The sequence below is a fragment of the Mesorhizobium sp. M6A.T.Ce.TU.016.01.1.1 genome, assembly GCF_003997065.1.
GTDB classification, from domain to species: domain Bacteria; phylum Pseudomonadota; class Alphaproteobacteria; order Rhizobiales; family Rhizobiaceae; genus Mesorhizobium; species Mesorhizobium mediterraneum.
Genome location: NZ_RZTJ01000003.1, coordinates 374,563 through 400,225 on the forward strand (window position 1 = coordinate 374,563; position 25,663 = coordinate 400,225).

General features: G+C 63.2%; 23 protein-coding genes and 1 riboswitch. Of the genes, 13 read left to right on the top strand and 10 right to left on the bottom strand.

The genetic code is table 11. The features are described from left to right. Window positions 1-23: 23 nt before the first annotated feature. Window positions 24-1,289, bottom strand: coding sequence for an ABC transporter substrate-binding protein (locus EOC94_RS07965; protein WP_127289595.1), 1,266 nt, complete (start codon window positions 1,287-1,289; stop codon window positions 24-26). Window positions 1,290-1,336: 47 nt separating this feature from the next. Beyond that, a complete protein-coding gene (locus EOC94_RS07970) occupies window positions 1,337-2,383 on the bottom strand; it encodes a substrate-binding domain-containing protein (protein ID WP_127289597.1) in 1,047 nt (348 codons plus the stop codon). A gap of 218 nt (window positions 2,384-2,601) precedes the next feature. On the opposite strand from EOC94_RS07970, the gene EOC94_RS07975 reads away from it, so the two are divergent. The 10 genes from EOC94_RS07975 (at window position 2,602) to EOC94_RS08020 (ending at window position 14,413) form a co-directional block, all read left to right on the top strand. Continuing rightward, the gene (locus EOC94_RS07975; RefSeq protein WP_127289599.1) at window positions 2,602-3,576 is read left to right on the top strand and encodes a sugar-binding transcriptional regulator; all 975 of its coding nucleotides are present in this window, start codon (window positions 2,602-2,604) and stop codon (window positions 3,574-3,576) included. A 44-nt stretch (window positions 3,577-3,620) separates the two neighbouring features. Then, window positions 3,621-5,066, top strand: a complete 1,446-nt coding sequence (locus EOC94_RS07980) for an extracellular solute-binding protein (protein WP_127203671.1) — start codon at window positions 3,621-3,623, stop codon at window positions 5,064-5,066. 200 nt (window positions 5,067-5,266) lie between these two features. Further along, window positions 5,267-6,190: a sugar ABC transporter permease gene (locus tag EOC94_RS07985; RefSeq protein ID WP_126103401.1), complete on the top strand. Its 924-nt coding sequence runs from the start codon at window positions 5,267-5,269 to the stop codon at window positions 6,188-6,190. A 9-nt stretch (window positions 6,191-6,199) separates the two neighbouring features. Next, entirely contained in the window at window positions 6,200-7,057 is an 858-nt protein-coding gene (locus EOC94_RS07990; RefSeq protein WP_127203673.1) for a carbohydrate ABC transporter permease, read from the top strand. A 5-nt stretch (window positions 7,058-7,062) separates the two neighbouring features. Continuing rightward, window positions 7,063-8,181: an ABC transporter ATP-binding protein gene (locus EOC94_RS07995; protein ID WP_127289601.1), complete on the top strand. Its 1,119-nt coding sequence runs from the start codon at window positions 7,063-7,065 to the stop codon at window positions 8,179-8,181. Then, a complete protein-coding gene (locus tag EOC94_RS08000) occupies window positions 8,178-9,302 on the top strand; it encodes an ABC transporter ATP-binding protein (RefSeq protein WP_126103398.1) in 1,125 nt (374 codons plus the stop codon). The genes EOC94_RS07995 and EOC94_RS08000 overlap by 4 nt, the downstream gene beginning before the upstream one ends. After that, window positions 9,302-10,855: an FGGY-family carbohydrate kinase gene (locus tag EOC94_RS08005; protein ID WP_127289603.1), complete on the top strand. Its 1,554-nt coding sequence runs from the start codon at window positions 9,302-9,304 to the stop codon at window positions 10,853-10,855. The genes EOC94_RS08000 and EOC94_RS08005 overlap by 1 nt, the downstream gene beginning before the upstream one ends. Before the next feature lie 10 nt (window positions 10,856-10,865). Continuing rightward, window positions 10,866-11,906, top strand: a complete 1,041-nt coding sequence (locus tag EOC94_RS08010) for a 2-hydroxyacid dehydrogenase (RefSeq protein WP_127203677.1) — start codon at window positions 10,866-10,868, stop codon at window positions 11,904-11,906. Window positions 11,907-11,954: 48 nt separating this feature from the next. Continuing rightward, window positions 11,955-13,472, top strand: a complete 1,518-nt coding sequence (locus EOC94_RS08015; protein ID WP_127289605.1) for a glycerol-3-phosphate dehydrogenase — start codon at window positions 11,955-11,957, stop codon at window positions 13,470-13,472. Continuing rightward, the gene (locus EOC94_RS08020; protein WP_127289607.1) at window positions 13,472-14,413 is read left to right on the top strand and encodes a TIM barrel protein; all 942 of its coding nucleotides are present in this window, start codon (window positions 13,472-13,474) and stop codon (window positions 14,411-14,413) included. Before EOC94_RS08015 ends, EOC94_RS08020 begins: the two co-directional genes overlap by 1 nt. Before the next feature lie 43 nt (window positions 14,414-14,456). Here the strand turns inward: EOC94_RS08020 and fba are convergent, their stop codons facing one another. Then, window positions 14,457-15,521, bottom strand: coding sequence for a class II fructose-bisphosphate aldolase (gene fba / locus EOC94_RS08025; RefSeq protein ID WP_095483847.1), 1,065 nt, complete (start codon window positions 15,519-15,521; stop codon window positions 14,457-14,459). 290 nt (window positions 15,522-15,811) lie between these two features. Between fba and EOC94_RS08030 the strand changes: the two genes are divergently transcribed. The 3 genes from EOC94_RS08030 to EOC94_RS08045 all read left to right on the top strand — a co-directional run bounded on the left by EOC94_RS08030 (window position 15,812) and on the right by EOC94_RS08045 (window position 17,930). Next, window positions 15,812-16,579, top strand: a complete 768-nt coding sequence (locus tag EOC94_RS08030; protein ID WP_127203680.1) for a DeoR/GlpR family DNA-binding transcription regulator — start codon at window positions 15,812-15,814, stop codon at window positions 16,577-16,579. Between the two features lie 109 nt (window positions 16,580-16,688). Beyond that, window positions 16,689-17,447 carry a triose-phosphate isomerase gene (locus EOC94_RS08040; protein ID WP_127289609.1) on the top strand — a complete coding sequence of 253 codons (759 nt, stop codon included), beginning with the start codon at window positions 16,689-16,691 and terminating at the stop codon, window positions 17,445-17,447. 39 nt (window positions 17,448-17,486) lie between these two features. Continuing rightward, window positions 17,487-17,930 carry an RpiB/LacA/LacB family sugar-phosphate isomerase gene (locus EOC94_RS08045; RefSeq protein WP_095483850.1) on the top strand — a complete coding sequence of 148 codons (444 nt, stop codon included), beginning with the start codon at window positions 17,487-17,489 and terminating at the stop codon, window positions 17,928-17,930. Between the two features lie 98 nt (window positions 17,931-18,028). On the opposite strand, the gene dhaL is transcribed toward EOC94_RS08045, so the two are convergent. From dhaL to EOC94_RS08080, 7 genes are all read right to left on the bottom strand, one after another. Further along, window positions 18,029-18,667: a dihydroxyacetone kinase subunit DhaL gene (gene dhaL, locus EOC94_RS08050; protein WP_126103392.1), complete on the bottom strand. Its 639-nt coding sequence runs from the start codon at window positions 18,665-18,667 to the stop codon at window positions 18,029-18,031. A gap of 11 nt (window positions 18,668-18,678) precedes the next feature. Next, window positions 18,679-19,686 carry a dihydroxyacetone kinase subunit DhaK gene (locus EOC94_RS08055; protein ID WP_127289611.1) on the bottom strand — a complete coding sequence of 336 codons (1,008 nt, stop codon included), beginning with the start codon at window positions 19,684-19,686 and terminating at the stop codon, window positions 18,679-18,681. Between the two features lie 75 nt (window positions 19,687-19,761). Further along, window positions 19,762-20,235, bottom strand: a complete 474-nt coding sequence (locus tag EOC94_RS08060) for a 6,7-dimethyl-8-ribityllumazine synthase (RefSeq protein ID WP_127289613.1) — start codon at window positions 20,233-20,235, stop codon at window positions 19,762-19,764. A 76-nt stretch (window positions 20,236-20,311) separates the two neighbouring features. Continuing rightward, a riboswitch (FMN riboswitch) is annotated at window positions 20,312-20,458 on the bottom strand. 129 nt (window positions 20,459-20,587) lie between these two features. Continuing rightward, complete coding sequence (locus EOC94_RS08065; protein ID WP_127289615.1) at window positions 20,588-22,876, bottom strand: xanthine dehydrogenase family protein molybdopterin-binding subunit; 2,289 nt, start codon at window positions 22,874-22,876, stop codon at window positions 20,588-20,590. A 9-nt stretch (window positions 22,877-22,885) separates the two neighbouring features. Beyond that, a complete protein-coding gene (locus tag EOC94_RS08070) occupies window positions 22,886-23,872 on the bottom strand; it encodes a xanthine dehydrogenase family protein subunit M (protein ID WP_127289617.1) in 987 nt (328 codons plus the stop codon). 3 nt (window positions 23,873-23,875) lie between these two features. Then, entirely contained in the window at window positions 23,876-24,535 is a 660-nt protein-coding gene (locus tag EOC94_RS08075) for a 2Fe-2S iron-sulfur cluster-binding protein (RefSeq protein ID WP_127289619.1), read from the bottom strand. 91 nt (window positions 24,536-24,626) lie between these two features. Beyond that, on the bottom strand, window positions 24,627-25,511 hold the full coding sequence (locus EOC94_RS08080; RefSeq protein WP_127289621.1) for an AraC family transcriptional regulator: 885 nt from the start codon (window positions 25,509-25,511) through the stop codon (window positions 24,627-24,629). Window positions 25,512-25,663: the final 152 nt, after the last annotated feature.

The window sequence follows — 25,663 nt, forward strand, 5'->3', positions numbered from 1 at the left end:
TCCGGACGCCCCTCGGGAGGATTCTAGTCGACCGGGCAGGCGCCTTCGGATGGCTTGTCGGGCGCCCAGCACGGTGCCTTGGACTGGTCGATGAGCGCCTTGAGCGCCGTCGCCTGTTCCTCGAGCACGCCACGCACATCCTGGCCGCCGAGCACGATGCGCTCGAAACTGTCTGTGTAGACCTGGTTGAACTTGCCGCCGAGATCGCCGAGCCCCATTGGCAGCAGCGCCGGCAGCGCATCCGGAGCGCCGGTCATGGTGGCGATCACCGGGCCAAAGGCTTTCACAGAGGCCGGCATGTCGTCGGGCAGCTTGACGTCGACCACGGGGAAGAAGTTGGTGGCCTTGAGCGTCGCGATCTGTGTTTCAGGCTTCAGCATGTAGGCGACCAGTGCGTTGGCCTTGTCCACGTCCGGCGAGGTCTTCGGAATGGCGACGCCGGCGACCACCGGCATGTATCCGCGACCCGCAGGGCCGGCCGGCGCCGGGAAGGCGACGAACTCGTCGGGTCTCTGGTTGAAGGCATCAGCAAGCCGCGCCACGTGGTCGAACGCCACCCACACTTCACCGGTCAGCAGTGGCTCCTGCATGAAGGCATAGTTGGTTGAATTCGGGTTGGTGTACTGCCACAATTCCTTGAACTTGTTCCACGCGGTCTCGGCCTCCGCCGAGCGGAACTTGGTCACCATCGAGCCGGTGTAGGACGGATAAAGGAAGCCCTCGAAGAAACGGTGCTTTAGCCCCTTCGGTCCGGCCGGGAAGCCGAATTTCGGCGAGCCGGTCTTCTCGGCTATGTTCTTCGCCCATTCGATCAACTGGTCATAGGTGATGGTGTTGAGATCGGTTCCTGCCGGCAGATATTGCAGCGCCTGCTTGTTGGCCGCCATCAGGAAGGTGGCCTGCATCCACGGCATATATTTCTGTTCACCTGTGCCGAGCATGCCGAGCTTCTTGTAGTCTTCATTGAGCTTGACACCGCCGACATCGACGCCGGACAGATCGACAAGGTCCGCGCCGACTGTGGAGAAGTCTCCGTGCAGCCCGCCGAGCACGCCGATGGTTCCGGAGCCGGCCTGCAGCTCGGCCTGGAGGCGGGTGAGCCAGGGCCCGTCCTCGGCGACTTGGTAGTCGACCTGTCCGTCAAATGCCTTCAGCACTTCGCTGCGCATTTTCTGTGTCTCCTCCACAGGCCGCGCCTGCGTCGACCAGAACAGCACCTGGGCCTGCGCGCCGCCGATCGCGATCGACAGCGCGAGTGCGGCGCCGGCCAATGTCTTCAACGCATTCATCGTGGTCTTCCTCACTGGTTGTGCGCCGCCCCGGCGTCAGTTTTTTCCTATGGGTGCCGGTCCTGTGGGGCTGGGCCATGGCTTGCCCGCGAAACCAAGGTCGGCCGGATCAGCCGCGTCAGCGGTGCGGCGGACCCGTCGCCGATGACGGCCAACAGCATCTCGCCGATCTCGCGCGCGCACTGGCGGATCGAGGCATCGAATGTGGTGAGGCCTGGCGGCGCATAGGCCGAGGCGGCGATGTTGTCGAAGCCGATGACGGAAAGGTCGCGAGGGACGGTCAGGCCGGCGCGGGTGGCCTCTTCCATGACGCTGAGCGCCAGTTCGTCGAACAGCGCGACGATGGCCGTCGGCCGCTCGTCAGCATGCAACAGCCGGTTGATGGCCTGGATGCGGGCGCCGCGATCGAAGCGCGGCGCTGTCGCCACATCGAGCCTGACCGACGGATCGCCTCGGCGCGCGATCGCTGAGGCGAGCCCGTCCTGCCGCAGATGGCGAAACGTCATCGGCTCGGCGATCGTCACCAGGCCGAAATGGCGGTGCCCGAGATCGTAGAGCATGTCGAAGGCTTCGCCGAAGGCGTGCGCGCCGTCGGTGTCGAGCCAGTTATAGGCAAAATCGGTGTCGAGCAGCCGGCCATGGGCGACGAACGGGAAATTGCGTTGGCGCAGATAGGCGAGCCGTTCGTCGACCTCCGCGATGCGGGTGACGACGACGCCATCGGCACGTCCGGATTCGACAACATGGCGAAGCACGGAAAGTTCCGACTGGCCTTGCGCCACAGCAGCGAGGATCAGGTCGGTGCCATGCGAAACCAGCCCTTCTCCAAGCCCGGTGACGAATTCGCCGAGGAAGGAATCGACCAGATTGGCGCCGCGGATCGGCAGCACCATGCCGACAAAGCCGCTGCGGCCTGAGACCAGCGTGCGGGCTGCCGTGTTGGGCACGTAGCCGGCCTGACGCGCGGCTTCAGTGACGCGCTCGCGCGTCTTCAAGGCGATCTGCTGATGGCCGGCAAGCGCCCGCGATACCGTGGTGATCGACAGGTCGAGTTGCGCTGCAAGTTCCTTGAGCGTGGTGACGCGGGTCGGCACCGTTCCTCCGGATCGAGTGTTTGAAGCATTTGTAATGGTTTTCAGCTGGATTGCAAACGTTTTAAATCCGGGCTCGAGTGAATGAGCTGCCGATGCTCTACAGCGACCAAGGCTGGTTTTTTGGCCCGCTTAGCGTGATTTCAACCACGTAGTGCTTGACTCCGGCGACGCCTTGTGAAAAATTTTGCACCAACTGATAAAAATATCTTAGGGCGGAAATGGTTGGTTTTGGAAACGGCCTCCTGCGCGACGATGAAACCAGTATGGCGACGCGTGCCGCCTGGCTTCATTATGCTGGCGGCCTGACCCAGTCGGAGGTCGCCAAGCGGTTGGGCCTGACCAGCCTCAAGGCGCATCGCCTCATCACCAAGGCCAATCAGGAAGGGTTGGTCAAAGTCTATATCGACGGCGAAGTGTCGGAATGCGTGGCGCTCGAAGACGAGTTGTCCAGCCGCTACGGCCTCGATTACTGCGAGGTCGTTCCCGACTTCGATGGCGAAGACTTGCCCCTCAAGGCGCTCGGTATCGCCGGCGCGCAGTTTCTCAAGCGCGAGATCGAACGCGGCGAGGACACGCTGATCGGCGTCGGTCATGGCCGCACGCTCGCCGCTTGCGTGGAGTATCTGCCGCGGATATCGGCCGAAAAGACCCGCTTCGTCTCGCTGCTTGGCGGCCTGACGCGCAAGTTCTCGGCCAATCCGCACGATGTCATACACCGTCTGGCCGAACGGACCGGCGCGGAAGCCTATGTGATGCCGGTGCCGATGTTCGCCAACACGGTCGAGGATCGAACCGTGCTGCTCGGGCAGAAGGGCATCAGCGAGGTCTTCGATCTCGGCAAGGCCGCCGACCTGCTCATTGCCGGTATCGGCACTGCCGAGCGTGAGGCGTCGCTGGTCGCTACCGGCATGATCGAGAAGGGCGAAATGGAGGAGATCCGCCGCAAGGGGGGCGTCGGCGAATTGCTCGGCCATTTCTTCGACGATGCTGGAAAAGCGGTCGAGACGACGCTTTCCGACCGGGCGCTGGCGCTGGCGCGCGAAGACATCAGCAATCGCAGGATTGTCGCCGTTGCCGGCGGCAAGGTGAAGGTTCGTGCCATCAAATCGGTGTTGGAGGGCCGCTATCTCAAGGGCTTGGTCACCGATGAGCGGACGGCGCGATCACTCGTGGAGCAGACGCCGGTCGGGTAGCCGGCAACCATTCGATTGAAACTACCCTGTGGAGGAGAAGACAAATGCATGAGAAAGAAAAAGACCTGATCGATGCGTTCCTGCGCGGACAAGTCGATCGTCGTGGGCTGATCAAGGGCCTTGGCGCAATGGGCCTTGCCGCCGGCACGGCCGGCACGCTGCTCAATATGGGGCAGACCCGCGCGCTCGCCGCGGATTTCGACTGGCAGGCGCACAAGGGCAAGACCATCAAGCTCTTGCTCAACAAGCATCCTTATGCGGATGCGATGATCGCCAACCTCGAAAACTTCAAGAAGTTGACCGGCATGGAAGTCGTCTATGACGTGTTTCCAGAAGACGTCTATTTCGACAAGGTCACCGCTGCGCTGTCGGCCAGCTCGCCCGAATACGATGCCTTCATGACCGGCGCCTACATGACCTGGACCTACGGCCCGGCCGGCTGGATCACCGACCTCAACGAGTGGATCAAGGATCCGACCAAGACCAACGTGAACTATGCCTGGGACGACTTTCTGCCCGGTGTCAGGAAGTCCTGCGCCTGGAACGGCCAGCCTGGCGGCGTGCTCGGCTCCGACGACGCCAAGCAGTGGTGCATTCCGTGGGGCTTCGAACAGAACAACATCACCTATAACAAGGGTATGTTTGACAAGGTCGGCGTCAGCGTTCCCGGCAATATGGACGAGATGGTCGCTACGGCGGCGAAGCTCACCAAGGATGTTGGTGGCGGCGTCTACGGCATCGGCGTGCGCGGCTCGCGCTCCTGGGCGACGATCCATCCCGGCTTCCTGTCGGCTTACGCCAATTTTGACCAGAAGGACCTGAATGTCTCGGCCGACGGCAAATTGTCGGCCGCGATGAACACCGCCGAATCCAAGGCTTTCCACAAGCAGTGGGTCCAGATGATCCAGGAGAGCGGCCCCAAGGACTGGTCGACCTACACCTGGTATCAGGTCGGCACCGATCTCGGTGCGGGCGCCTCGGCAATGATCTTCGACGCCGACATCCTCGGCTACTTCATGAACGGCGGCGACAACAAGATGGCCGGCAAGCTCGCCTTTTCCGCCTTCAAGGCCAATCCCGCCGCCAAGGCGCCGACGCCCAACATCTGGATCTGGTCGCTGTCGATGTCCAATTTCTCGAAGGACAAGGACGCCACCTGGTACTTCATGCAATGGGCATCAGGGCCCGAGCATGCGCTGTTCGGCGCGACCAAGATGGATTTCGTCAATCCGGTCCGTCAGTCGGTCTGGAAGGACGAGATGTTCCGCGAGAAGCTCAACAAAAGCTATCCGGGCTATGTCGAGATGTTCGACGTCTCGGCGCCGGGCGCCAGCATCAAGTTCACCCCGCAGCCGCTGTTCTTCGATCTGACCACCGAATGGGCGGCGACGCTGCAGAAGATGGTGGCCAAGGAAGTGCCGGTCGACGAAGGCCTCGACATGCTTGCCACCAGCGTCGACGGCCAGCTCAAGGAAGCCGGGCTCGGCTGAGTCCTGGCGAACGGCTGGCCCGCTTTGCGGGTCAGCATTCCACTGCGAAGCGACGCCTGGAGCATCGGACCCAAAAGTGGAAACCGGTTTTGGGAAAATCCGATGCTCAACCACTGACGGTGCCGCCACTCGCCCAACCGGCCGCCTAGCTCCCTGGGCGGCCGGCAGGGCGAAGCAACAGAGATGACGGGTGAGCCACGATGACTGCGGCGACAATGCAAAGAAACAGACCTTCCGGCTTCAGGATCAGCAAGAGGGTGCTGCCCTATGTGCTCAGCCTGCCAGCTTTGCTCGTCTGCATCGGTATCCTGATCCCGTTCTTCACATCGGTCGTCTATTCGTTCCAGCGCTACCGGCTGAGCCAGCCCTGGGCGCGGCAGTTCAACTGGGGCGACAATTATATCTCCTTTTTCACTGACCCGAGGTTCTGGAACACGCTGGAGATATCGCTGCTCTATGCCGGTATCACCGTCCTGCTCGAACTGCTCCTCGGTCTCGGCATCGCCCTGCTGCTGCAGAAGCGCTCGACGCTGAACAACTTCATCTCGATCATGCTGTTGATGCCGCTGATGACGGCGCCGGCGCTTGCCGCGCTGATGTGGAAGCTGATGACCAATCCCGGCTTCGGCGTGCTGAGCTATCTCGCCAGCCTGATCGGACTGCAGGATTTCCGCTGGGCCTCGTCGCCGTCGACCGCCCTTTTCACAGTGGTCCTCGTCGACATCTGGGTCTACACGCCCTTCATCATGATCCTGCTGCTTGCCGGCCTGCGCAGCCTGCCGACGCAGCCCTTCGAGGCGGCAGCACTTGACGGCGTGCCGAGGAGTTTCGTGTTCTTCCGCATCACCTTGCCGATGCTGACGCCCTACATCCTGACGGCGACGCTGTTCCGCCTGCTGGATTCCATCCAGCAGTTCGACATCATCTATGCCATGACGCAGGGCGGTCCGGGCGACACGCTGACCGTCTTCCAGGTCGAGGCGTATCTCAACTTCTTCCAATCGACCAATGTCGGCCGCTCGGCGGCGCTGATGATCATTCTGTGGGCGATCACCTATTTCCTGTCGAATATTTTCATCAAGAACTGGCTGCGCCTGCGCGAACGCGCCCGCGGCCAGGCATAGGAGGCTGAGATGGAACACACCTCGCTTCTCGAACGCATCCTGCGCGGCATAGCACTGACGCTGGTCGTGATCTTCTTCATGTTCCCGATCGTCTGGATCTTCATGATGTCGTTCCAGACGAACGAGACCATCCTGCGGATTCCGCCGCAGCTTGTCTTCAAGCCGACGCTGGCTAACTACACTGCGCTGATCACCGGAAAGCTGACGACGGCGGCCGGCACGCTCGACATCGCCTTCATGCGCAACCTCTGGAATTCGGTGTTCCTGTCGGTCACCTCGGTCGCTGTCGCGCTGCTGCTAGGCGTTCCCGCGGCCTATGCCTTTGCGCGGCATAAGTTTCGCGGCTCGGAAGACATCGCCTTCACGCTGCTGTCGTTCCGGTTTGCGCCGGCGCTGCTGGTGCTCCTGCCGCTGACCCTCTATTTCCAGAAGCTTGGACTGGCCAACACCTATATCGGGCTGATCTGGGTCTATCAGCTGATCTGCCTGCCGTTGATCCTGTGGATCGTGCGCGGCTATTTCGAGGACATCCCGGCCGATATCGAATACGCCTATCGCATTGCCGGTCATTCCTGGTTCGCCACCTTCCGTAAGATCGCGCTGCCGCTCGCCGGCCCGGGCATTGCGGCCGCCGGCCTGCTCGCTTTCATCTTCGCCTGGAACAATTTCGTCTTCGCGCTGGTGCTCGCCTCGGCCGACAAGCAGCCGGTGACGGTCGGCGCGCTGGCTTTCATCACCTCCTCCGGCATCCAGTATGGCCAGATCTCGGCGGCGATCGTGCTGTCGATCACGCCGACGCTGGCACTTGCCCTCTATGCGCAGCGCTATCTCGTCGAAGGCCTGTCGCTTGGCGCCGTGAAAGGATAGCTCCGATGGCCAGCCTCGAACTGCGAAATGTCGTCAAGCGCTACAAGAGCCAGACTGTTCTCGACAATCTGTCGCTGACCGTCGCCGACGGCGAAACCCTGGTCCTGTTCGGACCGTCCGGCGCCGGCAAGACGGTGCTGCTGCGCCTCGTCGCCGGCGTCATCGACCCCGATGAGGGAAAGATCTTCATCGGCGGCGAGGACATGACCGACCTCGACGCCGAGTTCCGCGGGGTCGGCATGGCGTTCCAGAACTTCGCGCTGTTTCCGCACATGACCGCCTTCGACAACATTGCGACACCGCTGGAAGCCAGCCGCTCGTCGCAAAGTGCGATCAAAGCAGGCGTCCAGAACGTCGCCAAGCTGCTCAAGATCGGCCATGTGCTCAGCCATAAGCCACGGGCGCTGTCCAACGGGCAGAAGCAGCGCACCGCGCTCGCCCGCGCTCTGGTCGGCTCGCCACCGGTGCTCCTGCTCGACGATCCCCTGCGCAACGTCGACGCCAAGCTGCGCTTCGAAATGCGGCTCGAACTGCCGAGGGTGCTGGCCGACCGTGGCGCGACCGTCGTCTATGTCACCCAGGACTATAAGGAGGCGATGGCGCTCGGCGATCGCATCGCGGTGATGTCGCAAGGTGTCATCAAGCAGCTCGGCACGCCCGAGCAGATCTATCGTGAGCCGGCGAACATCGAGATCGCGCGGCTGTTTGGCGACCCGACCATCAACCTGCTCGATGTCAAGCCGTCGCGCGATGCCAAGGGCATCTATGTCGGCCTGTCGAACGTCCAGGTCCATCTGACGGGCGCCTATGACGCGACGGTCGGCCGCGATTGCGTGATCGGCTTGCGGCCGGAAGCGCTGAGCTTCGTCGATGAAAGCACGCCGAGCGCCATACCGGTGACGGTCGAGGCCGAGACGCCGCTCAACGAAAAGATCGTCACGCTCGTGCGCACCGTGCGCGGCCGCGAAATCCTGGTCTCGCGTCCAGCCGGAACACCGGGGCAAAGCGAAGGCAGGGCCCATATCGCCGTCGACGGCAAAAGCGCCTTGCTGTTCGATCGTGCGAGCGGCGACCGCATCGGCTCGAAAAACGTCGTCAATTTGCGCAGCGGAGAAGCGGCATGAGCCAGAGCGCACTCGCCATTTCAGGCGTCGACAAGTTCTACGGTCCGATCGACAGGGGCGTGCATGCCGTCCAGAATCTGACGATCGAAATCGACAAGGGCGAGATCGTCGCACTGCTCGGCTCGTCCGGTTGCGGCAAGACCTCGACTTTGCGCATGATCGCCGGCTTCGAGGAGGTCTCGCGCGGCACCATCTCGGTTGCCGGCCGCAAGGTGCACACGCTGGCGCCGGTCAAGCGCAATGTGGCGATGGCGTTCGAGGGCTATTCGCTCTATCCGCCGCTGACCGTGCGCGAGAACATGGCGTTTGCGCTGAAGGCGGCCAAGCTGCCGAAAAGCGAGGTTGACGCGAAGGTTGCCAGCATCGCCAAGCTGCTTGAGATCGAGGATATTCTTGAGCGCTATCCGAGTTCCATCTCCGGCGGCCAGCAGCAGCGCGCCAGCCTCGGCCGGGCGCTGATCCGGCAGGCCGATCTGCATTTGCTGGACGAACCGATGGGCCAGCTCGAGCCGCAGCTTCGCGCCGTGCTGCGCGGCCGCATCAAGCACTTCATCAAGGAGCGCGGTTTGACCGCGATCCTGGTCACCCACGACCAGACCGAGGCCAACGCGCTTGCTGACCGGATCGCGGTGATGGAAGGCGGCGTGCTGCAGCAGTTCGACACGCCCGACATGCTCAAGCAGCGGCCGGCCAACCTGTTCACCGGCACCTTCGTCGGTGAGCCGCCGATGAATGTCTTCGAGGCCTATGTCGGCACGGCTGCCGACAAGATCAATCTGCGGCTGCCCGACGGACTTTCGCTCGACTATGACAAGGACGCGTTCAGCGGCTCGGTTCGCGACGAATTGCTCAAGCGGGAGCGGGTCGTCATCGGCATCAGGCCCTACGCGGTTCGCCGCTCGAAGGACGGCGTGCCGGCCACGGTTTCGGCCAACCAGTGGCTCGGCGACCAGACGCATATAGCGGCGGATTTCGCCGGCGGCTCGCTCGTCCTGGTCGAGCATGACCGGACCCGGCTGGAGCTTGGCGCGCCGATCAATATCAGCATCGATCCGAAAAACCTGCACGTCTTCGATCAGTCCAGCGGCATGGCCATTTCGCACGGCATGGAGCTTGCCTGATGCGGGATGTGCTGATCGGCATCGACGCCGGCACGTCTGTCATCAAATCGGTCGCCTTCGACACGGCGGGCCGGCAGCTCGCGGCCGCGGCGGTGCCAAACCGGTATGAGACGTTGCCGGGCGGCGGCGCCGAGCAGGATCTGGCGCGCACCTGGACCGATACCGCGACCACCTTGCGCCAGCTTGCCGACAAGGTGCCGGACCTCGCCAGCCGCACCATCGCGATCGCCGTGACCGGACAGGGTGATGGCACCTGGCTGATCGACAAGGACGGTGAGCCGGTCTCGAAGGGCTGGCTGTGGCTCGACGCGCGCGCTGCAGGGGTCGTAGAGGAGATCCGGGCGCGACCGGAGGATCGGCTGCGCTTCGAAAAGACCGGCAGCGGTCTGGCCGCCTGCCAGCAGGGACCGCAGTTCGCCTTCATGAAGCGCAACATGCCCGAAATGCTTGGCAGGGCGGCGACGGCGTTCCACTGCAAGGATTGGCTCTATTACAAGCTGACCGGCGAGCGCGCCACCGACCCGTCGGAAGGGACCTTCACCTTCGGTGACTTCCGCACGCGCGGTTACAGCGACGATGTGCTTGAGGTGCTCGGCGTCACTGATCTCAGGCATCTGCTGCCGCCGATCGTCGACGGCACCAGGCACAGCGCCGGCCTGTCGGCGGCGGCTGCCGAAGCGACCGGGCTGCTTTCCGGCACGCCGGTGGTGCTGGCCTATGTCGACGTGGCCTGCACCGCGCTCGGCGCCGGCCTGCTCGATCGCGAACGCAAGCCCGGCTGCTCCATCATCGGTTCCACCGGCATGCATATGCGCCTTGCGCAGACGCCGGACGAAGTGCTGCTCAACGAGGCGGCGACCGGCTACACGATGACGATGCCGGTGCCCGGCGTCTTTGCGCAGATGCAGTCGAACATGGCGGCGACGCTCAACATCGATTGGGTTCTGGGTCTGGCCTCCGGCATACTCGCCTCGCAAGGCATAACGCGCACCAATGGCGAGATGATCGCGCTGGTCGATGAATGGATATCGTCATCGGAGCCGGCGTCGCTGCTCTATCAGCCCTATGTGTCGGAGGCCGGCGAGCGGGGGCCGTTCGTCGACGCCAACGCCAGGGCCGGCTTCGTCGGCATTTCGTCGCGGCACGGCTACGCCGACATGGTCCGCGCGGTTTTCGAGGGACTGGCCTTCGCGTCGCGCGATTGCTATGCCGCCATGGGGCCGCTGCCGAGCGAAATCCGGCTGACCGGAGGTGCAGCCAGAAGTCCGGCTCTGCGCAAGATCCTGGGTGCGGTCGTCGGCGCCGCCATTCGAACCAGCCAACGCGAGGAAGCCGGTGCTGCGGGCGCCGCGATGATCGCTGCGGTCTGCGTCGGCCAATACAAGTCGATGGATGAATGCGTCGGCGAATGGGTCACGCCGCTGCTTGGCGCGGCGGAGCCGAGCGACCGAGAACTTGCCGCGATCTACGAGCGGGCGGTTCCGTCCTACACATTGGCGCATGAGGCGCTGCGGCCGGTCTGGCGGTCGATGGCCGCATCCAGGGCAAACTGAGAAGTCGAGCATGCGTAAGAAGATTGCAATCATTGGCGACCGCTTCATGCTTCCCGAAGTGTTTCGCGAGAAAATCGAGAAGGCCTGCGGCGACAATCTCGACATCCGTACACTTGAGGCGGCATGGCCCGACGAGCCGATGGAATTCGGCAATGCGGCGCTCGGCCTCGACAAGGTCAAGGAATATTTTGGCGATCCGGACGAGGTTGTCGATTTCATCGGGGATGCCGAGATATTCGTCACCCAGCTTGCGCCGCTCTCCGAGACCATGATGCAACGCCTGCCCACGCTGAAGCTGGTTGCGGTATCGCGCGGTGGCCCGATCAACATCGACATGGCTGCCGCCAAGGCCCACGGCATCACCGTCGTCAATGTGCCCGGCCGCAATGCAAGTGCTGTGGCCGAGTTCACCATCGGCGCCATCCTTGCCGAGACGCGGCTGATCCGGGTCGGGCACGAAGCCTTGCGCAAGGGGGAATGGCGCGGCGATCTCTACCGGGCCGACCGTACCGGCCGTGAGCTCAACGAAATGACCGTCGGCGTCATCGGCTACGGGAACATCGGCACCCGACTGGTCCGCCTTTTGCGCGCCTTCGGTTGCCGCATCCTGGTGTCCGATCCCTATGTGCAACTGAGCGCCGAAGACCGCAATGCCGGCGTTGAACTGGTCGCGCTCGACGATCTCCTGTCCCGCTCCGATGTGGTCACGCTTCATTCCCGAGTAACCGAGGAGACCCGCGGGCTGATCAACAAGGACACCATCGCGCGGATGAAACCCGGGGTGATCTTCATCAACACCGCGCGTGGGCCGCTGGTCGACTACGACGCGCTTTACGATGCTCTCGTCTCGGGACACATCGGCAGCGCCATGCTGGAGACGTTCGCGGTCGAGCCGGTGCCTGCCGACTGGCCGCTGCTGCAGCTTCCGAACGTCACGTTGACGCCGCATATCGCCGGTGCCTCGGTGCGCACGGTGACCTATGCCGCCGAGCAGGCCGCCGAAGAGGTGCGTCGCTTTATCGCCGGTCTTCCGCCTATCAATCCATGCTGAAAGCGCAGCGGCCATGAAGTACCTGTTACGCATAGAGGATCCGGCGAGATGAGCGGCGCCACTGAAATCGTCGACCTCTTCGTCATCGGCGGCGGTGTCAACGGCGCCGGCATCGCGCGCGACGCAGCCGGCCGCGGCCTTTCTGTCATTCTGTGCGAAAAAGACGATCTTGCCGAAGGCACCAGTTCGCGATCCGGAAAGCTCGTCCATGGCGGCCTGCGCTATCTCGAATATTACGAGTTCCGGCTGGTGCGCGAGGCGTTGATCGAGCGCGAAGTGCTGCTCGAATCCGCTCCCCACATCATCTGGCCGATGCGCTTCGTGCTGCCGCACAGCCCTGACGACCGGCCAGCCTGGCTGGTCCGGCTCGGCCTGTTCCTCTACGATCATCTCGGCGGCCGCAAGCGGCTGCCGGGCACCCGAACGCTCAACCTGCGCACCGCGCCCGAAGGCGCGCCGATCAAGGACACGTTCAAGCGCGGTTTCGAATATTCCGACTGCTGGGTCGACGACGCCCGTCTCGTCATCATCAATGCGCTCGATGCGGCGGAGCGCGGAGCCAAGGTCTTTACGCGAACCGCCTGCACCGCCGCCCGCCGTGAAAACGACCTGTGGTCGGTCGAGATGCGCGACAGCCGAACCGGCGTCAGGACCACGGTTCGGGCGCGGGCGCTGATCAACGCCGCCGGGCCGTGGGTCAACGATATCATCAACCGCGTGGCCGGCCAGAATTCCAAGCGGAACGTGCGCCTGGTCAAGGGCAGCCACATCGTCGTGCCGAAATTCTGGGAAGGGCGGCAGGCCTATCTCGTCCAGAACAGCGACAAGCGCGTTATCTTCATCAATCCTTACCAGAACGATCTGGCGCTGATCGGCACCACCGACATTCCCTATGATGGGCGGCCGGAAGACGTAGCGGCGGATGCCAGCGAGGTCGACTACCTGATCAAGGTGGTCAACCGCTACTTCAAACGCGGGCTTGCCCGCAGCGATGTCATTTACTCGTTTTCGGGCGTCAGGCCGCTCTATGACGACAACGCCGACAATCCGAGCGCGGTGACGCGCGACTATATTTTCGAGCTCGACGCCTCGGCCGGACAGGCGCCGCTGCTCTCCGTCTTCGGCGGCAAGATCACCACCTTCCGCAAATTGGCCGAGCACGCGCTGGACAAGATCGCCCCGTTCTTTCCGAAAATGGGCAAGCCATGGACGTCGAAAAGCTATCTGCCGGGTGGCGATATCGCCAACGCCGACTTCGAGCAGTTTCTCGGCGATCTCGGCCGCGAATATCCCTGGATGCCGGCGTCGCTGGTCAAGCACTATGGCCGGCTCTACGGCACCAGGACGCGGATTCTGGTCGGTGCGGCCCAGTCGCTCACCGACCTGGGGCGGTGCTTCGGTAAGGATTTCTTCGAACGCGAAGCCAATTATTTGTTCGAGCACGAATGGGCGCTGACATCAGCCGATATTCTCGAACGGCGCACCAAGCATGCGCTGCATCTGTCCGCCGCAGAAAGAGCCACTTTCGAGGACTGGTGCGCGAGCCGGCTGGTGAAAGCAAGCTGATGGCCTTTACGCTTTCCCTCAACACCAATCCGCTGGTCAATCGCTTTGCCGAACCGGACGATCTGATCGATGCGATCGCTTACGACATCGGCATCAGGGACGTGCAGCTGACGCATGAATTCGTCAATCCCGGCTGGCCGGCGGCGACGATCTCGAAATTCCTCCGCCTGTTCCGCGCCGCGCTCGACCGCACCGGCGTGCGCGTGACGTCGGGGATGACCGGCCCCTACGGCAGGCTCAATCATTTCGGCCACCCTGACGCCGATGTGCGCCGCTACTATGTCGATTGGTTCAAGACCTTTGCCGATATTTCCGCCGAGCTCGGCGCCAGCGGCATGGGCACGCAGTTTGCGATCTTCACGCACAGGGATTTCGACAATCCGGAGCGTCGCGCGCCGCTTTTCGACATCGCGCTGGAATGCTGGCGCGAGGTCGCCGAGCATGCCAAGGCGGCCGGTTTGAGCTACCTCTTCTGGGAGCCGATGTCGGTCGGCCGTGAATTCGGCCACACGATCGAGAGCTGCCGGGCCCTGCAAAACGAGATCGAAGCAGCCGGCATGGCCATCCCGATGGAGATGATGGTCGATATCGACCATGGCGACGTCACGTCGAGCAATCCGGACGACATCGATCCCTATGCCTGGGCCGAAGCGTTTCCCAAAGTATCGCCGATCATCCACATCAAGCAGTCTTCGATGAATAAGGGCGGTCATTGGCCGTTCATTGCCGCCTACAACAAGGACGGCCGCATCACACCGGAAAAATTCCTGGAGACGGTTCGCCGCGGCGGCGGCGTCGACAACGAGATCTGCCTGGAATTGTCGTTTCGCGAACGCGAGCCGGTCGACCATCAGGTCGTCGCCATGATACGCGAGTCGGTCGACTACTGGGCGCCGTTTATCGAGACCGGCAGAGCCGCTCTCCTGCCGAAAGCGGGATAGATGAACAGGAGCCGATGCGGCTCCTGTTCAGAACCAGAATACGTCAGCCGAATTTCGGATCGAGGCTGCCCGACTTGTAGCGCTTGGCCATTTCCGAGACTGGCAGCGGCTTGATCTTCGGCGCGTTGCCGGCGGTGCCGAATTGCTCGAAGCGCTCCTTGCACAGCTTCCTCATCGCGGCCATTGCCGGCGTCAGATATTTGCGCGGATCGAATTCGCTCGGGTTCTCGGTCAGCACCTTGCGGATCGCGCCGGTCAACGCCATGCGGTTGTCGGTGTCGATGTTGATCTTGCGCACGCCGTGCTTGATGCCGCGCTGGATCTCCTCGACCGGCACGCCCCAGGTCGGCTTCATCTGGCCGCCATATTTGTTGATGATCTCCTGCAGCTCTTCCGGCACCGAGGACGAGCCGTGCATGACCAAGTGCATGTTCGGCAGCCGGCGATGGATCTCCTCGATCACGTTCATGGCCAGAACCGCGCCGTCCGGCTTGCGCGAGAACTTGTAGGCGCCGTGGCTGGTGCCCATGGCGACGGCCAGCGCATCGACATGCGTGTCCTTGACGAACTGCACCGCCTGCTCCGGATCGGTCAGCAACTGGTCATGGCTGACGGCGCCCTCGACGCCGTGGCCGTCTTCCTGTTCGCCGCCGCCCATCTCCAGGGAGCCGAGAACGCCGATCTCGCCTTCCACAGACACGCCGCCCCAGTGCGCCATGTCGACCACGCGGCGCGTGATGCCCGAATTATAGTCGTAGTCTGCCGGCGTCTTGCCGTCTTCCTTCAGCGACCCGTCCATCATCACCGAGGTGAAGCCATACTGGATCGCGGTCACGCAGGTCGCTTCGTTGTTGCCGTGGTCGAGATGCATGCAGACCGGGATGTCGGGATGGATCTCGACCAGCGCATCGATCAGCTTGGCCAGCACAACGTCGTTGGCATAGGCACGGGCCCCGCGGCTCGCCTGCAGAATGACAGGCGATTTGGTCTCCTCGGCGGCCTCCATGATGGCGAGGCCCTGTTCCATATTGTTCATGTTGAACGCAGGCACGCCATAGCCGTGTTCGGCGGCATGGTCGAGCAATTGTCTCAATGTGATGCGAGCCACCCAATAGTCTCCCGTATTTGGTTTCAAGCCTATGGTTGCGAGCCGTCCGGTCGTCGTTCAGCCCACTGATGCTTCTGGCCGGATTTCCAGAGAACCGCAACCTTTGGCCATGCCGCCGGGAGCAATTCTTGTTACAAGACAGCAATCAAAGCGAATAATATCCCAAAGAAATGTAACATCATCACAAAAAATATGACGCATATGCGATTTACTCTGTTATAATGGCTGTGGCTCGGCGTTTCCGCCACGGTGGACTCGCAACGAGCCGGATTCAGGGAACAGGCTGGACAATGAAGAGCGACGGCCGGCGGCAAGGCATCATGGATTTTCTGATGGATACTGGCACGGCCAGCGTCGATGACCTTGCCACGCGCTTCGGTGTATCGAAGATGACCGTCCATCGCGACCTCGACGAACTCGAGGAAAGCGGCTTCCTGCGCAAGGTGCGCGGCGGTGCCTCGATCCAGCCGAGCGGGCTGTTCGAAAGCGATTTCCGCTACCGTCAGAAGCAGGCCGGTGAGGAGAAGCAGCGCCTGGCGGCTGCCGCGGTGGCGATGATCGAGCCGGGCCAGACGGTGATCATCGACGACGGCTCGACCGCCGGCGGCATTGCGCGCCACCTTGCGGATCTCCGCCCGCTGACGGTGATCTCAAACAATCTGGCCGTCATACAGGATCTGGCAGGCGTTGGCGGGATCACCCTGATCGCGCTCGGTGGCCAGTACAGCAAGAAGTTTCACGGTTTCTTCGGCCTGCTTGCCGAGGACACGTTGAGATCGTTGCGCGCCGATGTGGCCTTCCTGTCGTCGTCGGCTATCCACGGCGCTTCCGCCTTCCACCAGGACCAGGAAGTGGTCCATACCAAGCGGCTGATGATGGCCGCCGCCGCGCGTAAATATCTGCTGGTCGATCACGGTAAGTTCGGCCGCACGGCGCTGCATTTCCTGACCGATCTCAAGGCGTTCGACGCCGTCTTCACAGGTCGCGAACTGGAACCCCAGATGCGCGAGGTGTTGGATGGCGCCGGCGTTTCGCTAACACTGGTCGAGAAGGACTAGACCATGATCCCGAAAAGTGGGAACCGGTTTTCGGAAAAGATCATGGTCAAAGAAGAAGATAGAGCCCCATCCGCTACGCGGGATGGAACAGGCTCTAGAAGGAGGACGCATGGTTTACTGGGTCGGCACAAGCTGGAAAATGAACAAGACGCTTGCAGAGGCGACTGAATTCGCCAAGGCGCTGGCGGGGTTCGTCCCCGGTTTCGATGACCGCATCCAACCCTTCGTCATCCCGCCCTTCACGGCGGTCCGCGAGGTCAAGAAGGCGTTGGCCTCGACGCGGGTCAAGGTCGGCGCCCAGAACATGCATTGGGCCGACGCCGGAGCCTGGACCGGCGAGGTCTCGCCGGTGATGCTGACGGATTGCGGGCTCGACCTCGTCGAGCTCGGCCATAGCGAACGGCGCGAGCATTTCGGCGAGACCGACAAGGCGGTCGGCCTCAAGACCGCGGCGGCGGTGAAGCACGGGTTGGTGCCGCTCATCTGCGTTGGTGAGACATTGGCGCAACGCAACAGCGGCCAGGCCGATGCGGTGCTGGCCTTGCAGGTGCATGGCGCGCTGCAATACCTCGAAGGCCAGGCAAAGGCGGCGACGATCCTGTTTGCTTACGAGCCGGTCTGGGCGATCGGCGACAAGGGCATTCCGGCAAGTGCGGACTATGCCGATAGGCAGCAGGCGCTGATCAAGAAGATCGCCGGCGATCTCCTGCCGGCCATGCCGCTGGTGCTTTATGGCGGCAGCGTCAATCCGCAAAATGCCGCCGAGTTGATCGGCCAGCCGCATATCGACGGGCTGTTCATTGGCCGCTCGGCCTGGCAGGCGGAAGGCTATATCGACATCCTCGGGCGCGCCTCGGCGGCGATCTGAACCAATCTAAAAAGCATTCAGTCAGGAAAGGACACGACCATGAAAATAGCCATTGGAGCCGACAGCGCCGGCAAGCCGCTGCTCGACGTCATCGCCGCGCATCTCGCCACCAAACCCGGCCTCGCCGTCAGCGACCTCAGCCAGGCCGGCTACTATGCCGACCTGTCGCAGAAGCTCGCCCAGACCATTCTCGACGGCGAGAACGATCGCGGCATCCTGTTTTGCGGCACCGGTATCGGCGTTTCGATCTCGGCCAACAAGGTGCCCGGCATTCGCGCAGCACTCACCCACGACACCTATTCGGCGGAGCGCGCTGCGAAATCCAACAATGCCCAGATCATCACCATGGGCGCCCGCGTCATCGGCCCGGAACTGGCCAAGTCGATCGTCGACGCCTGGCTCGCATCGGAGTTCGACGAAAAGGGACCATCGGCCGGCAATGTCCAGGCGATCGACAGGCTCGACGCAGCGAAGCTGGGCTAGAGCGCTTCATCGTTTCACGGAAACGCCGAACCGCTCTATCTCTTTGTTTTTGCGCAATTCCGGACGGAAAACCGTTTCACACTTTTCCTGGAATTGCTCTAACCCAGGCTTTTCCGCATCGCGCCAATCACGGTGACAGCCGACGCGGCGCCAGGGTCCATATGCCCGAGCGACCGCTCGCCGAGCCGCGACGAGCGGCCCTTCGCGGCGATCATGTCCTTGGTCGCCTTGGCGCCCCGTTCGGCTGCTTCAAGGGCAGCTGCGAGGCTTTCGGACAGGGTCTTGCCGGCGGCATCCGCAGCGGCCGCTGCTTGCGCCGCCGGCAGCCAGGCGTCGACCATCGTCTTCTCGCCGATCTCGGCCTTGCCGCGATCCTGGATGCCTTGCGCCATCGCCCGGAACAGGGCGATGAAATCGGCACCCGCCAAGGTCGCCTTGCCCTTGACGGCGGCCGCACCACGCATGAAGGCCGTCGCATAGAGCGGACCTGACGAAGCGCCGACGGCGTTGAGGAACGATTTCGCGGCGGTGTTGAGGAGAGCTGTCGGCTCGGTCGCCGCGAGGTCCAGCGAAGCCAGCGCATCGCGCACCGCGCCAAAGCCGAGCGCCATGGCGATGCCATGATCGGCGTCGCCGATGACGCCGTCTAACTGGCAGAGCCTGTCCTTGTCGGCTTCGATCGCCACCGCGATCGCATCGAACATTGTTTTCAGATCGGTGGTGTCGATGGATGTCATAGATGCTGCTTTCAGCCGGCGCGGAACATGGCGCAGTCGCAAGGATGGTCGAGCATCGTCTGCAATTCATCGTCGAGATGCATCAGCGTCACCGAGGCGCCGGCCATTTCGAGCGAAGTGCAATAATTGCCGACCCAGGTCGCGTGAACTGACACGCCGATGTCATCCAGCCGACGCTTCGCGCGCCGGTTCATGATGTAGAGTTCCATCAGCGGCGTCGAGCCGAGCGAATTGACGAGCACGGCGACCTTGTCGCCACGTGCCGGCGCCATCTCGTCGAAGATCTTGTCCAGCATCTCGTCGGTGATCTCGTCGGCTGTTTTCAGTTTTCCGCGCGCAATGCCCGGCTCGCCATGGATGCCCATGCCGATCTCCATCTCGTCCGGCCCGATCTCGAAATTCGGCCGGCGGGTCTGCGGCAGCGAACAGGGCGACAGCGCCACCCCCATGGTGAAAGTGTGGTCGTTGGCTTTCCGGGCGATGCGCTCGCATTCATCGAATGACAGCATCCGGTCGCAGGCGGCACCGGTAGCCTTGAAGATAAAGAAATTGCCGGCGACACCGCGCCGCTTTTGCCGCTGGTCACGTGGCGCCGATGCCACGTCGTCAGTGGTCAGCACGGTGCGCACCTCGATGTCATCCATCGCCGCCATCTCTGCGGCCATGTCGAAATTCATCACGTCGCCGCCATAGTTGCCATACATGAACAGCACGCCGGCACCGCCGCTGGCCGCCTTGGCGCATTCGAGGATCGGGTCCGGCGGTGGCGAGGCGAAGACATTGCCGATCGCCGCCGCATCGGCCAGCCCCTTGCCGACGAAACCGAGGAAGGTCGGCTCGTGGCCCGAGCCGCCGCCGATGACGAGGCCGACCTTGTCTTGGCGAGGTCCATCGCGGGCGATGATGGAGCGCGGACTTCCCTCAGCGCTTTTGAGATGGCGGGGATGCGCGGCCAGGATACCTTCCAGCATCTCGTCGACGGTGCGGTTGCCGTCATTGATGATCTTCTTGGTCTGCACCTGCATCCTCCCGATTTCGGTATTTTCGCAGATAGTACAGCGTGTTACCGGGATTTCCACCCGGGAACGGACATTTCACGCGGCGATGCGTTCGCGCGCGGCCAGGATCTGCACGCAGGCATTGGCGGCCTCTTTGCCCTTGACCTGGAAGTGCTCGAAGAAGAAGCGGTGGTGGTCCGCGCTGTCATGGTAGTTGTGCGGGGTGAGCACCGCCGAAAGCACCGGCACGCCGGTCGACAATTGCACGTTCATCATGCCGTCGATGACAGCGCTCGCCACGAATTCATGCCGGTAGATGCCGCCATTGACGACAAAGGCCGCACCGAGGATCGCTGCATAGCGACCGGTCTCGGCAAGCGTCTTTGCATGCAGAGGAATCTCATAGGCGCCCGGCACATCGAAGACATCGACGGCAAAGCGTTTCTCTCCAAGAACCGCAAGTTCGGCCTGGAACGCCTCGACGCACTGGTCGACGATGTCGGCGTGCCAGCGCGCGCGAATGACGGCAACGCGGATTGTTTCATAGTCTTTCTTGGAATGCTGATTCATGGGTCCATCCTTCCGTTTCGAACCAGAATCAGGACGCACGATACGGAATCCGAACCGCGAAAGCGGACCGTCTTCCGTTCGTTCTCTTCCATCCGGACTGTGACCGTCGGCTCCGGTATCACACCGGATCTGCTGACCCCTCCGGCTAACCGGAAAGCGCTCGCGGGCTTGGGCCGAAACCCTTACCGCCGGTGGGGACTTTCACCCCGCCCTGAGAACATTGACGATGTTTGTATGGAAGGGGCGGACAGCGCTGTCAACCACAGACGTCGTCGCCGATGGCGCAGAAATAGCGATCCGTTCCGGACCTTGTCACCCTTGAGGGCAAGAGAGGCGCGGGCAACTTACAGCATCAAATGGCGATCAAGGGCAAGGCAGGCAGCACCTTGTCCAAGGTGATGGGAAATTCACGCACTCGCACGCCGGCCGCGTTGTAAATGGCGTTGGCGACAGCAGCCCCCGCACCGCAGACGCCGAGTTCGCCGAGACCCTTTGCGCCGAGTGGATTGGCCTTGTCGTCATGTTCCTCGAGGAAGACGACCTCCATCTCGGGGACGTCGCCGTTGATCGGGACGTGATACTCGGCAAGGTCGTGATTGACGAAGTGGCCGTAGCGCGGATCGAGCACCGTCTGCTCCATCAGCGCCGCACCGATCCCCCAGGTCATGCCGCCGATGATTTGCGAGCGCGCAGTCTTGGCGTTGAGGATACGGCCCGCGCCCATCACAGCCAGCATCCGGCGCATGCGGATCTCACCGGTATCGCAATCGACAGCGACCTCGGCGAAATGCGCTCCATAGGAATGCTGTGAGTAGGCCTTGTACGACTCGGTGACAGCGCCCGCGGCCACGGAGCCTTCTGCCTCGAACCCGTCGGGAGCGATCCTTCGGATGAGATCGGCCAGACTTGCCGACCGCTGGCCGACCCTGACCTCGCTGTCGGCAAAGCTTGCCTCGGTGGCGTTCGCGCCGCGCAACGGTGAGGCTTCGCTCGACTGCGCCGCCTCCAGGATCCGTTGCTTGAGGGCATTGCACGCGTTGTGCAGCGCCGAACCCGCGCTCGCCGCGCCCCAGGACCCGCCGGAGCCGGCGGTACGCGGGAAGCGGCTGTCGCCGAGCTCCACTTTGACGGACGAGATCGGTAGGCCGAGGCTCTCCGCAGTGATCTGGGTCAGGATCGTATAGCTGCCGGTCCCAATATCGGTCATGTCGAGCCGCGCCGTCACCCGACCGTCCCGGTCGATCGCAACCCGCGCCGTCGCCGCGCCGATATAGTTCGGACGGATCGCCGCCGCCATGCCGTAGCCGATGAGCTTCCGGCCCTCTCGGGTGCGGCCCGGTGTCGGGTTTCTCCGCTCCCAACCGAAACGGCGGGCGCCTTCCTCCATGCAGGCGACGAGATTGCGGGTGGAGAACGGCACGCCGCGCTCGGGATCCTGTGCCGGTTCGTTGCGGATCCTGAGTTCGATCGGGTCCAGGCCGAGCCGCTCGGCGAGCTCATCCATGGCGCATTCGAAAGCCAGCATGCCGGGCGCTTCGCCGGGCGAGCGCATCCATTCGCCGCGGTTGATATCCAGCGGAACCAGGCGATGACGGGTGACACGGTTCGGCGCCGTATAGAGCGAGCGGGCAAAAACTGCCGTTTGCTCGCAGTACTCCTCGAAGCTGGACGTTGCGGACCAGACGTCGTGCGCGATCCCGGTGAGCCGCCCATCGGTGTCCGCGCCAAAACGTACCTGTTGGATCATCTCTGCGCGGTGACCGGCATTGGCGAACATCTGTTGTCGCGTCAGCGCGATCTTCACGGGACGCTGCAGGACCTGCGCTGCAAGCGCGGCCAGGATCGTATCGGAATGGGCAATCAGCTTGGAGCCGAAGCCGCCGCCGATGAAGGGGCTGATGATGCGCACACGCTCTGGCGGGATGCGAAGCGTGCTGGCGACTCCAGCCCGGAAATTCGCGAGGGTCTGCGCCGATGTGTGGATCGTCAGCTCGTTGCCTGACCAGGCGGCGAGCGTCGCATGGGGCTCCATCGGATTGTGATGTTCGAAGGGGGTCCGGTAAGTAGCATCGATCGTGACCGGAGCCGCAGCAAAGGCGCTCTCGAAGTCGCCGATCACACTGTCGGTCTCGAAGCCGGCATTGGTTCGTTTTGGTGCGTAGGCGTCGGCCTTATGTCCCGGCAAATCGTAGACGCCCGGCTCCTCGTCGTAGCGCACTTTGATGAGGCCCGCGGCAGCGCGTGCCGCCTCGAACGTCTCCGCGACGACGAGCGCGACGGGCTCGTCGTAATACCGCACCCGCTCGCTGTTGAGCGCGGGCCGGGCGCGCGTGAAGACCTCCGGCACGGTCGGCGTGACCGCTGGGCCGAAATCCGGCTGGGCTGGCGCATTCCGGTGCGTCATGACGAGCAGCACTGCCGGCGCCCGTTCGGCTTCGGCCGTGTCGATCTCGGCGATGCGCCCCTTGGCGACGGCGGCGCCGAGAATATAGCCATAGGCTGCACCATCCAGCGCATTTTCGTAAGCGTAGGTGGCGCCGCCTGTCACTTTGAGCGGACCGTCGATACGGTCGATCGGCCGCCCGATGACGCCATTGCGTGGTTCGGACGTACGGCTCTCGCTGGTCTTCGTCTCTGTCATCGTGTCACCTCACGCACTCTCGACGGCAGCAGCGAGCGTGTGCCGCATCGTCCGCTTCGCCAGCGGGATCTTGAAATCGTTGCCGCCATGCCCGACTGCTCCGGCGAGCGCAGCTTCGGCCGCGTCGGTAAAAGCGCCGTCGGACGCCGTCGCTCCTGCGAGCGTGCGCTCCGCCTCCGTCGCGCGCCAGGGCTTCGCTGCAACGCCACCCATGGCGATCCGAGCGCTCCGGATACGATCGCCGCTCTTCTCGACGATTGCTGCCACCGACACTAGCGCGAAGGCGTAGGAGGCACGGTCGCGTACCTTGCGGTAAACCTGCCGGCCAGGTGGCGGGGGCGGCAGGGTGACCGCGGCGATCATCTCGGCATGGCCGAGCACGGTCTCGACATGGGGCGTCGCCTCGGGCAATCGATGGAAATCACCGATCGGGATCGTGCGGGTCTCGCCGCCGGGCGATATGGTCTCGATCTTGGCGTCGAGTCCGGACATGGCGACCGCCATATCGGAGGGATGCACCGCGATGCAGGCTTTGCTCGCGCCGAGTACGGCGTGCATACGGTTGAAGCCCTGAAGCGCCGCGCAGCCCGAACCCTGCTCGCGCTTGTTGCAAGGCATGTTGCGGTCGTAGAAATAGGGGCAGCGCGTACGCTGCAGGAGATTGCCGCTGGTCGAGGCCTTGTTGCGTATCTGGCCGGACGCTCCCGCCAGCAGCGCTTGCGTGAGCATCGGGTAGCGCGACCTCACCCGCGGATCGGCGGCGAGATCGCTGTTGCGGACCTGGGCGCCGACCCGAAGCCCACCTTCCGCCGTCTCCTCGATCCGATCGAGCGGCAGCCGGCTGATGTCGACGAGATGCGCTGGGCGCTCGATCTCGAGCTTCATCAGGTCGAGCAGGTTGGTGCCGCCGCTGATGAACTTGGCGTCCGGCCGGGCCGCAACCGCGGCGGCTGCCTGCTCGACACTTGCCGCACGTTCATAAGTGAAGGATTGCATTGCTCACGCCTCCTCTGCCGCGTCGCGGATTGCAGCGACAATGTTCGGATAAGCGGCACAACGGCAGATGTTGCCGCTCATCCGCTCGCGGATCTCGGCATCGGTGAGAGCGACGGAAGCCGCCGCTACGTCGGCGCTCGCATGGCTCGGCCAGCCGGCCCTAGCCTCGCCCAGCATACCGACCGCGGAGCAGATCTGGCCCGGCGTGCAGTAGCCACACTGGAACCCATCGCGGGCGACGAAGGCGGCCTGCACCGGATGCAGCCGGTCACCCTCGGCAAGGCCCTCGACCGTGGTGATCTCGTCGCCTTCATGCATTGCGGCAAGCGTCAGGCAGGAATTGATCCGACGCCCGTCGACGAGCACCGTGCATGCGCCGCACTGGCCGTGGTCGCAGCCTTTCTTCGAGCCGGTGAGGCCGAGATGGTTGTGCAGAGCGTCGAGCAGCGTTGTCCGCGGGTCGAGCTCGACGGCAAGATCCTTCGCGTTGATCCGCAAGGACATCGGCATCGTCGGTGCCGGCGTCGGCGATGCGGCCGCCGTGACGGTATCGGCCGGCTCGGCGCCAACCGGTATACCGGTAGCCAGGAGCACGCCGGTCGCCACCCCGCCCTCCAGAACCGTTCGACGCGTCGGCCCGTTCCTGTTGTCTGTTTCGGCCATGCATGATCTCCCAGTCGCAGTTTCTGTCACTCGTCGACACTGGAGCTGGGGATGCGCGCGGCGGCTTTCTTTCAAGAAACCGGCGGCAATGTCAGAATTCCGGAGAAGAATTCACCCGATAGACCCGAGGCGTCATGCCCCTGAGGCGCCGGAAGGTCGTGGTGAAGTGGCTCTGGCTTGAAAAGCCGAGGCGAAAGGCAATGGTACCGATCGACAAACCCGTTTCGCGCAGCAGCATTTCCGCCCGCCGCACCCGTTCCTCGATCACATAGGCATAGGGCGCAAGGCCGGTCGTCGCCTTGAATCGGCGCGCAAAACTGTCGACGGCCATTCCCGCGACGGCTGCCAGCTCGCTTAACGAAATGTCGGAATTCATATGTGCATCGATGTAAGCCCGAACTCGACCAAGCGCCCGACGGCTGAGACAGCCGTGACGTATGGACGGGTGTTGCTCCCGGTTCAGGTTGGCCACGCGGAGGCTGACGAGGGCGACCAGATGCTCGACATAGGCAGTGTCCGGCTTGTGGCCGAGTGCCATCTCGTCGCGAAGCGAACTCAGGAGCGTGGCGACGACTATGTCTTTCTTGTTCACCAGGATCGGCAGGTCTCTCAGGCGTTCGCATCCGGGAAGCCCGATATCGGGATCGATCCACAAGGCTGAATAGGAGAGGTTTACGTCGCGATAAAAGCCGAGCCGCTCCGCGCCTGCGGGGACGAAGGTGAGGACTCCGGGCCGGTCCATCCCGTCGTAGAGGGATCTTGCCTCGTGCCGGATGGATGTGTGGGACGTTCCGCCCTCTTCGGTCAGCACGATCAGATGATGAGGGGCTGTCCAGCGGAGTTCCGCCTCCCGGCACGCCCACCGCCGATTGTCGAAAACGATCGAGGAGCTGACCCATGACGCGGTTTGCAGAGGCTCCGACTTCTCCTCCTGGCTCCGAACCCGTCCGTCACCAAGCAACGGTCTGAATGACATCGCGGTATCCCGCTGGTTCACTCGCGGAGCCGTGGCCAGCCCCGGCTTGAGCGTTGTGCGCCGCCCCGCCGCTACGCATATGGCGGTTTATGTGGGACAGGCATCGCGCGTTGGTAACCGCGCAGTGTTCAAGAAGTCGTGAGATCGGTCAA

Bases quoted from the DNA above. Each gene is read 5' to 3' on its own strand.
- EOC94_RS07965 (WP_127289595.1), bottom strand. From the start codon at position 1,289: ATGAATGCGTTGAAGACATTGGCCGGCGCCGCACTCGCGCTGTCGATC.
- EOC94_RS07975 (WP_127289599.1), top strand. From the start codon at position 2,602: ATGGTTGGTTTTGGAAACGGCCTCCTGCGCGACGATGAAACCAGTATG.
- EOC94_RS07980 (WP_127203671.1), top strand. From the start codon at position 3,621: ATGCATGAGAAAGAAAAAGACCTGATCGATGCGTTCCTGCGCGGACAA.
- EOC94_RS07985 (WP_126103401.1), top strand. From the start codon at position 5,267: ATGACTGCGGCGACAATGCAAAGAAACAGACCTTCCGGCTTCAGGATC.
- EOC94_RS07990 (WP_127203673.1), top strand. From the start codon at position 6,200: ATGGAACACACCTCGCTTCTCGAACGCATCCTGCGCGGCATAGCACTG.
- EOC94_RS07995 (WP_127289601.1), top strand. From the start codon at position 7,063: ATGGCCAGCCTCGAACTGCGAAATGTCGTCAAGCGCTACAAGAGCCAG.
- EOC94_RS08000 (WP_126103398.1), top strand. From the start codon at position 8,178: ATGAGCCAGAGCGCACTCGCCATTTCAGGCGTCGACAAGTTCTACGGT.
- EOC94_RS08005 (WP_127289603.1), top strand. From the start codon at position 9,302: ATGCGGGATGTGCTGATCGGCATCGACGCCGGCACGTCTGTCATCAAA.
- EOC94_RS08010 (WP_127203677.1), top strand. From the start codon at position 10,866: ATGCGTAAGAAGATTGCAATCATTGGCGACCGCTTCATGCTTCCCGAA.
- EOC94_RS08015 (WP_127289605.1), top strand. From the start codon at position 11,955: ATGAGCGGCGCCACTGAAATCGTCGACCTCTTCGTCATCGGCGGCGGT.
- EOC94_RS08020 (WP_127289607.1), top strand. From the start codon at position 13,472: ATGGCCTTTACGCTTTCCCTCAACACCAATCCGCTGGTCAATCGCTTT.
- EOC94_RS08030 (WP_127203680.1), top strand. From the start codon at position 15,812: ATGAAGAGCGACGGCCGGCGGCAAGGCATCATGGATTTTCTGATGGAT.
- EOC94_RS08040 (WP_127289609.1), top strand. From the start codon at position 16,689: ATGGTTTACTGGGTCGGCACAAGCTGGAAAATGAACAAGACGCTTGCA.
- EOC94_RS08045 (WP_095483850.1), top strand. From the start codon at position 17,487: ATGAAAATAGCCATTGGAGCCGACAGCGCCGGCAAGCCGCTGCTCGAC.
- dhaL (WP_126103392.1), bottom strand. From the start codon at position 18,667: ATGACATCCATCGACACCACCGATCTGAAAACAATGTTCGATGCGATC.
- EOC94_RS08060 (WP_127289613.1), bottom strand. From the start codon at position 20,235: ATGAATCAGCATTCCAAGAAAGACTATGAAACAATCCGCGTTGCCGTC.
- EOC94_RS08065 (WP_127289615.1), bottom strand. From the start codon at position 22,876: ATGACAGAGACGAAGACCAGCGAGAGCCGTACGTCCGAACCACGCAAT.
- EOC94_RS08070 (WP_127289617.1), bottom strand. From the start codon at position 23,872: ATGCAATCCTTCACTTATGAACGTGCGGCAAGTGTCGAGCAGGCAGCC.
- EOC94_RS08075 (WP_127289619.1), bottom strand. From the start codon at position 24,535: ATGGCCGAAACAGACAACAGGAACGGGCCGACGCGTCGAACGGTTCTG.
- EOC94_RS08080 (WP_127289621.1), bottom strand. From the start codon at position 25,511: ATGTCATTCAGACCGTTGCTTGGTGACGGACGGGTTCGGAGCCAGGAG.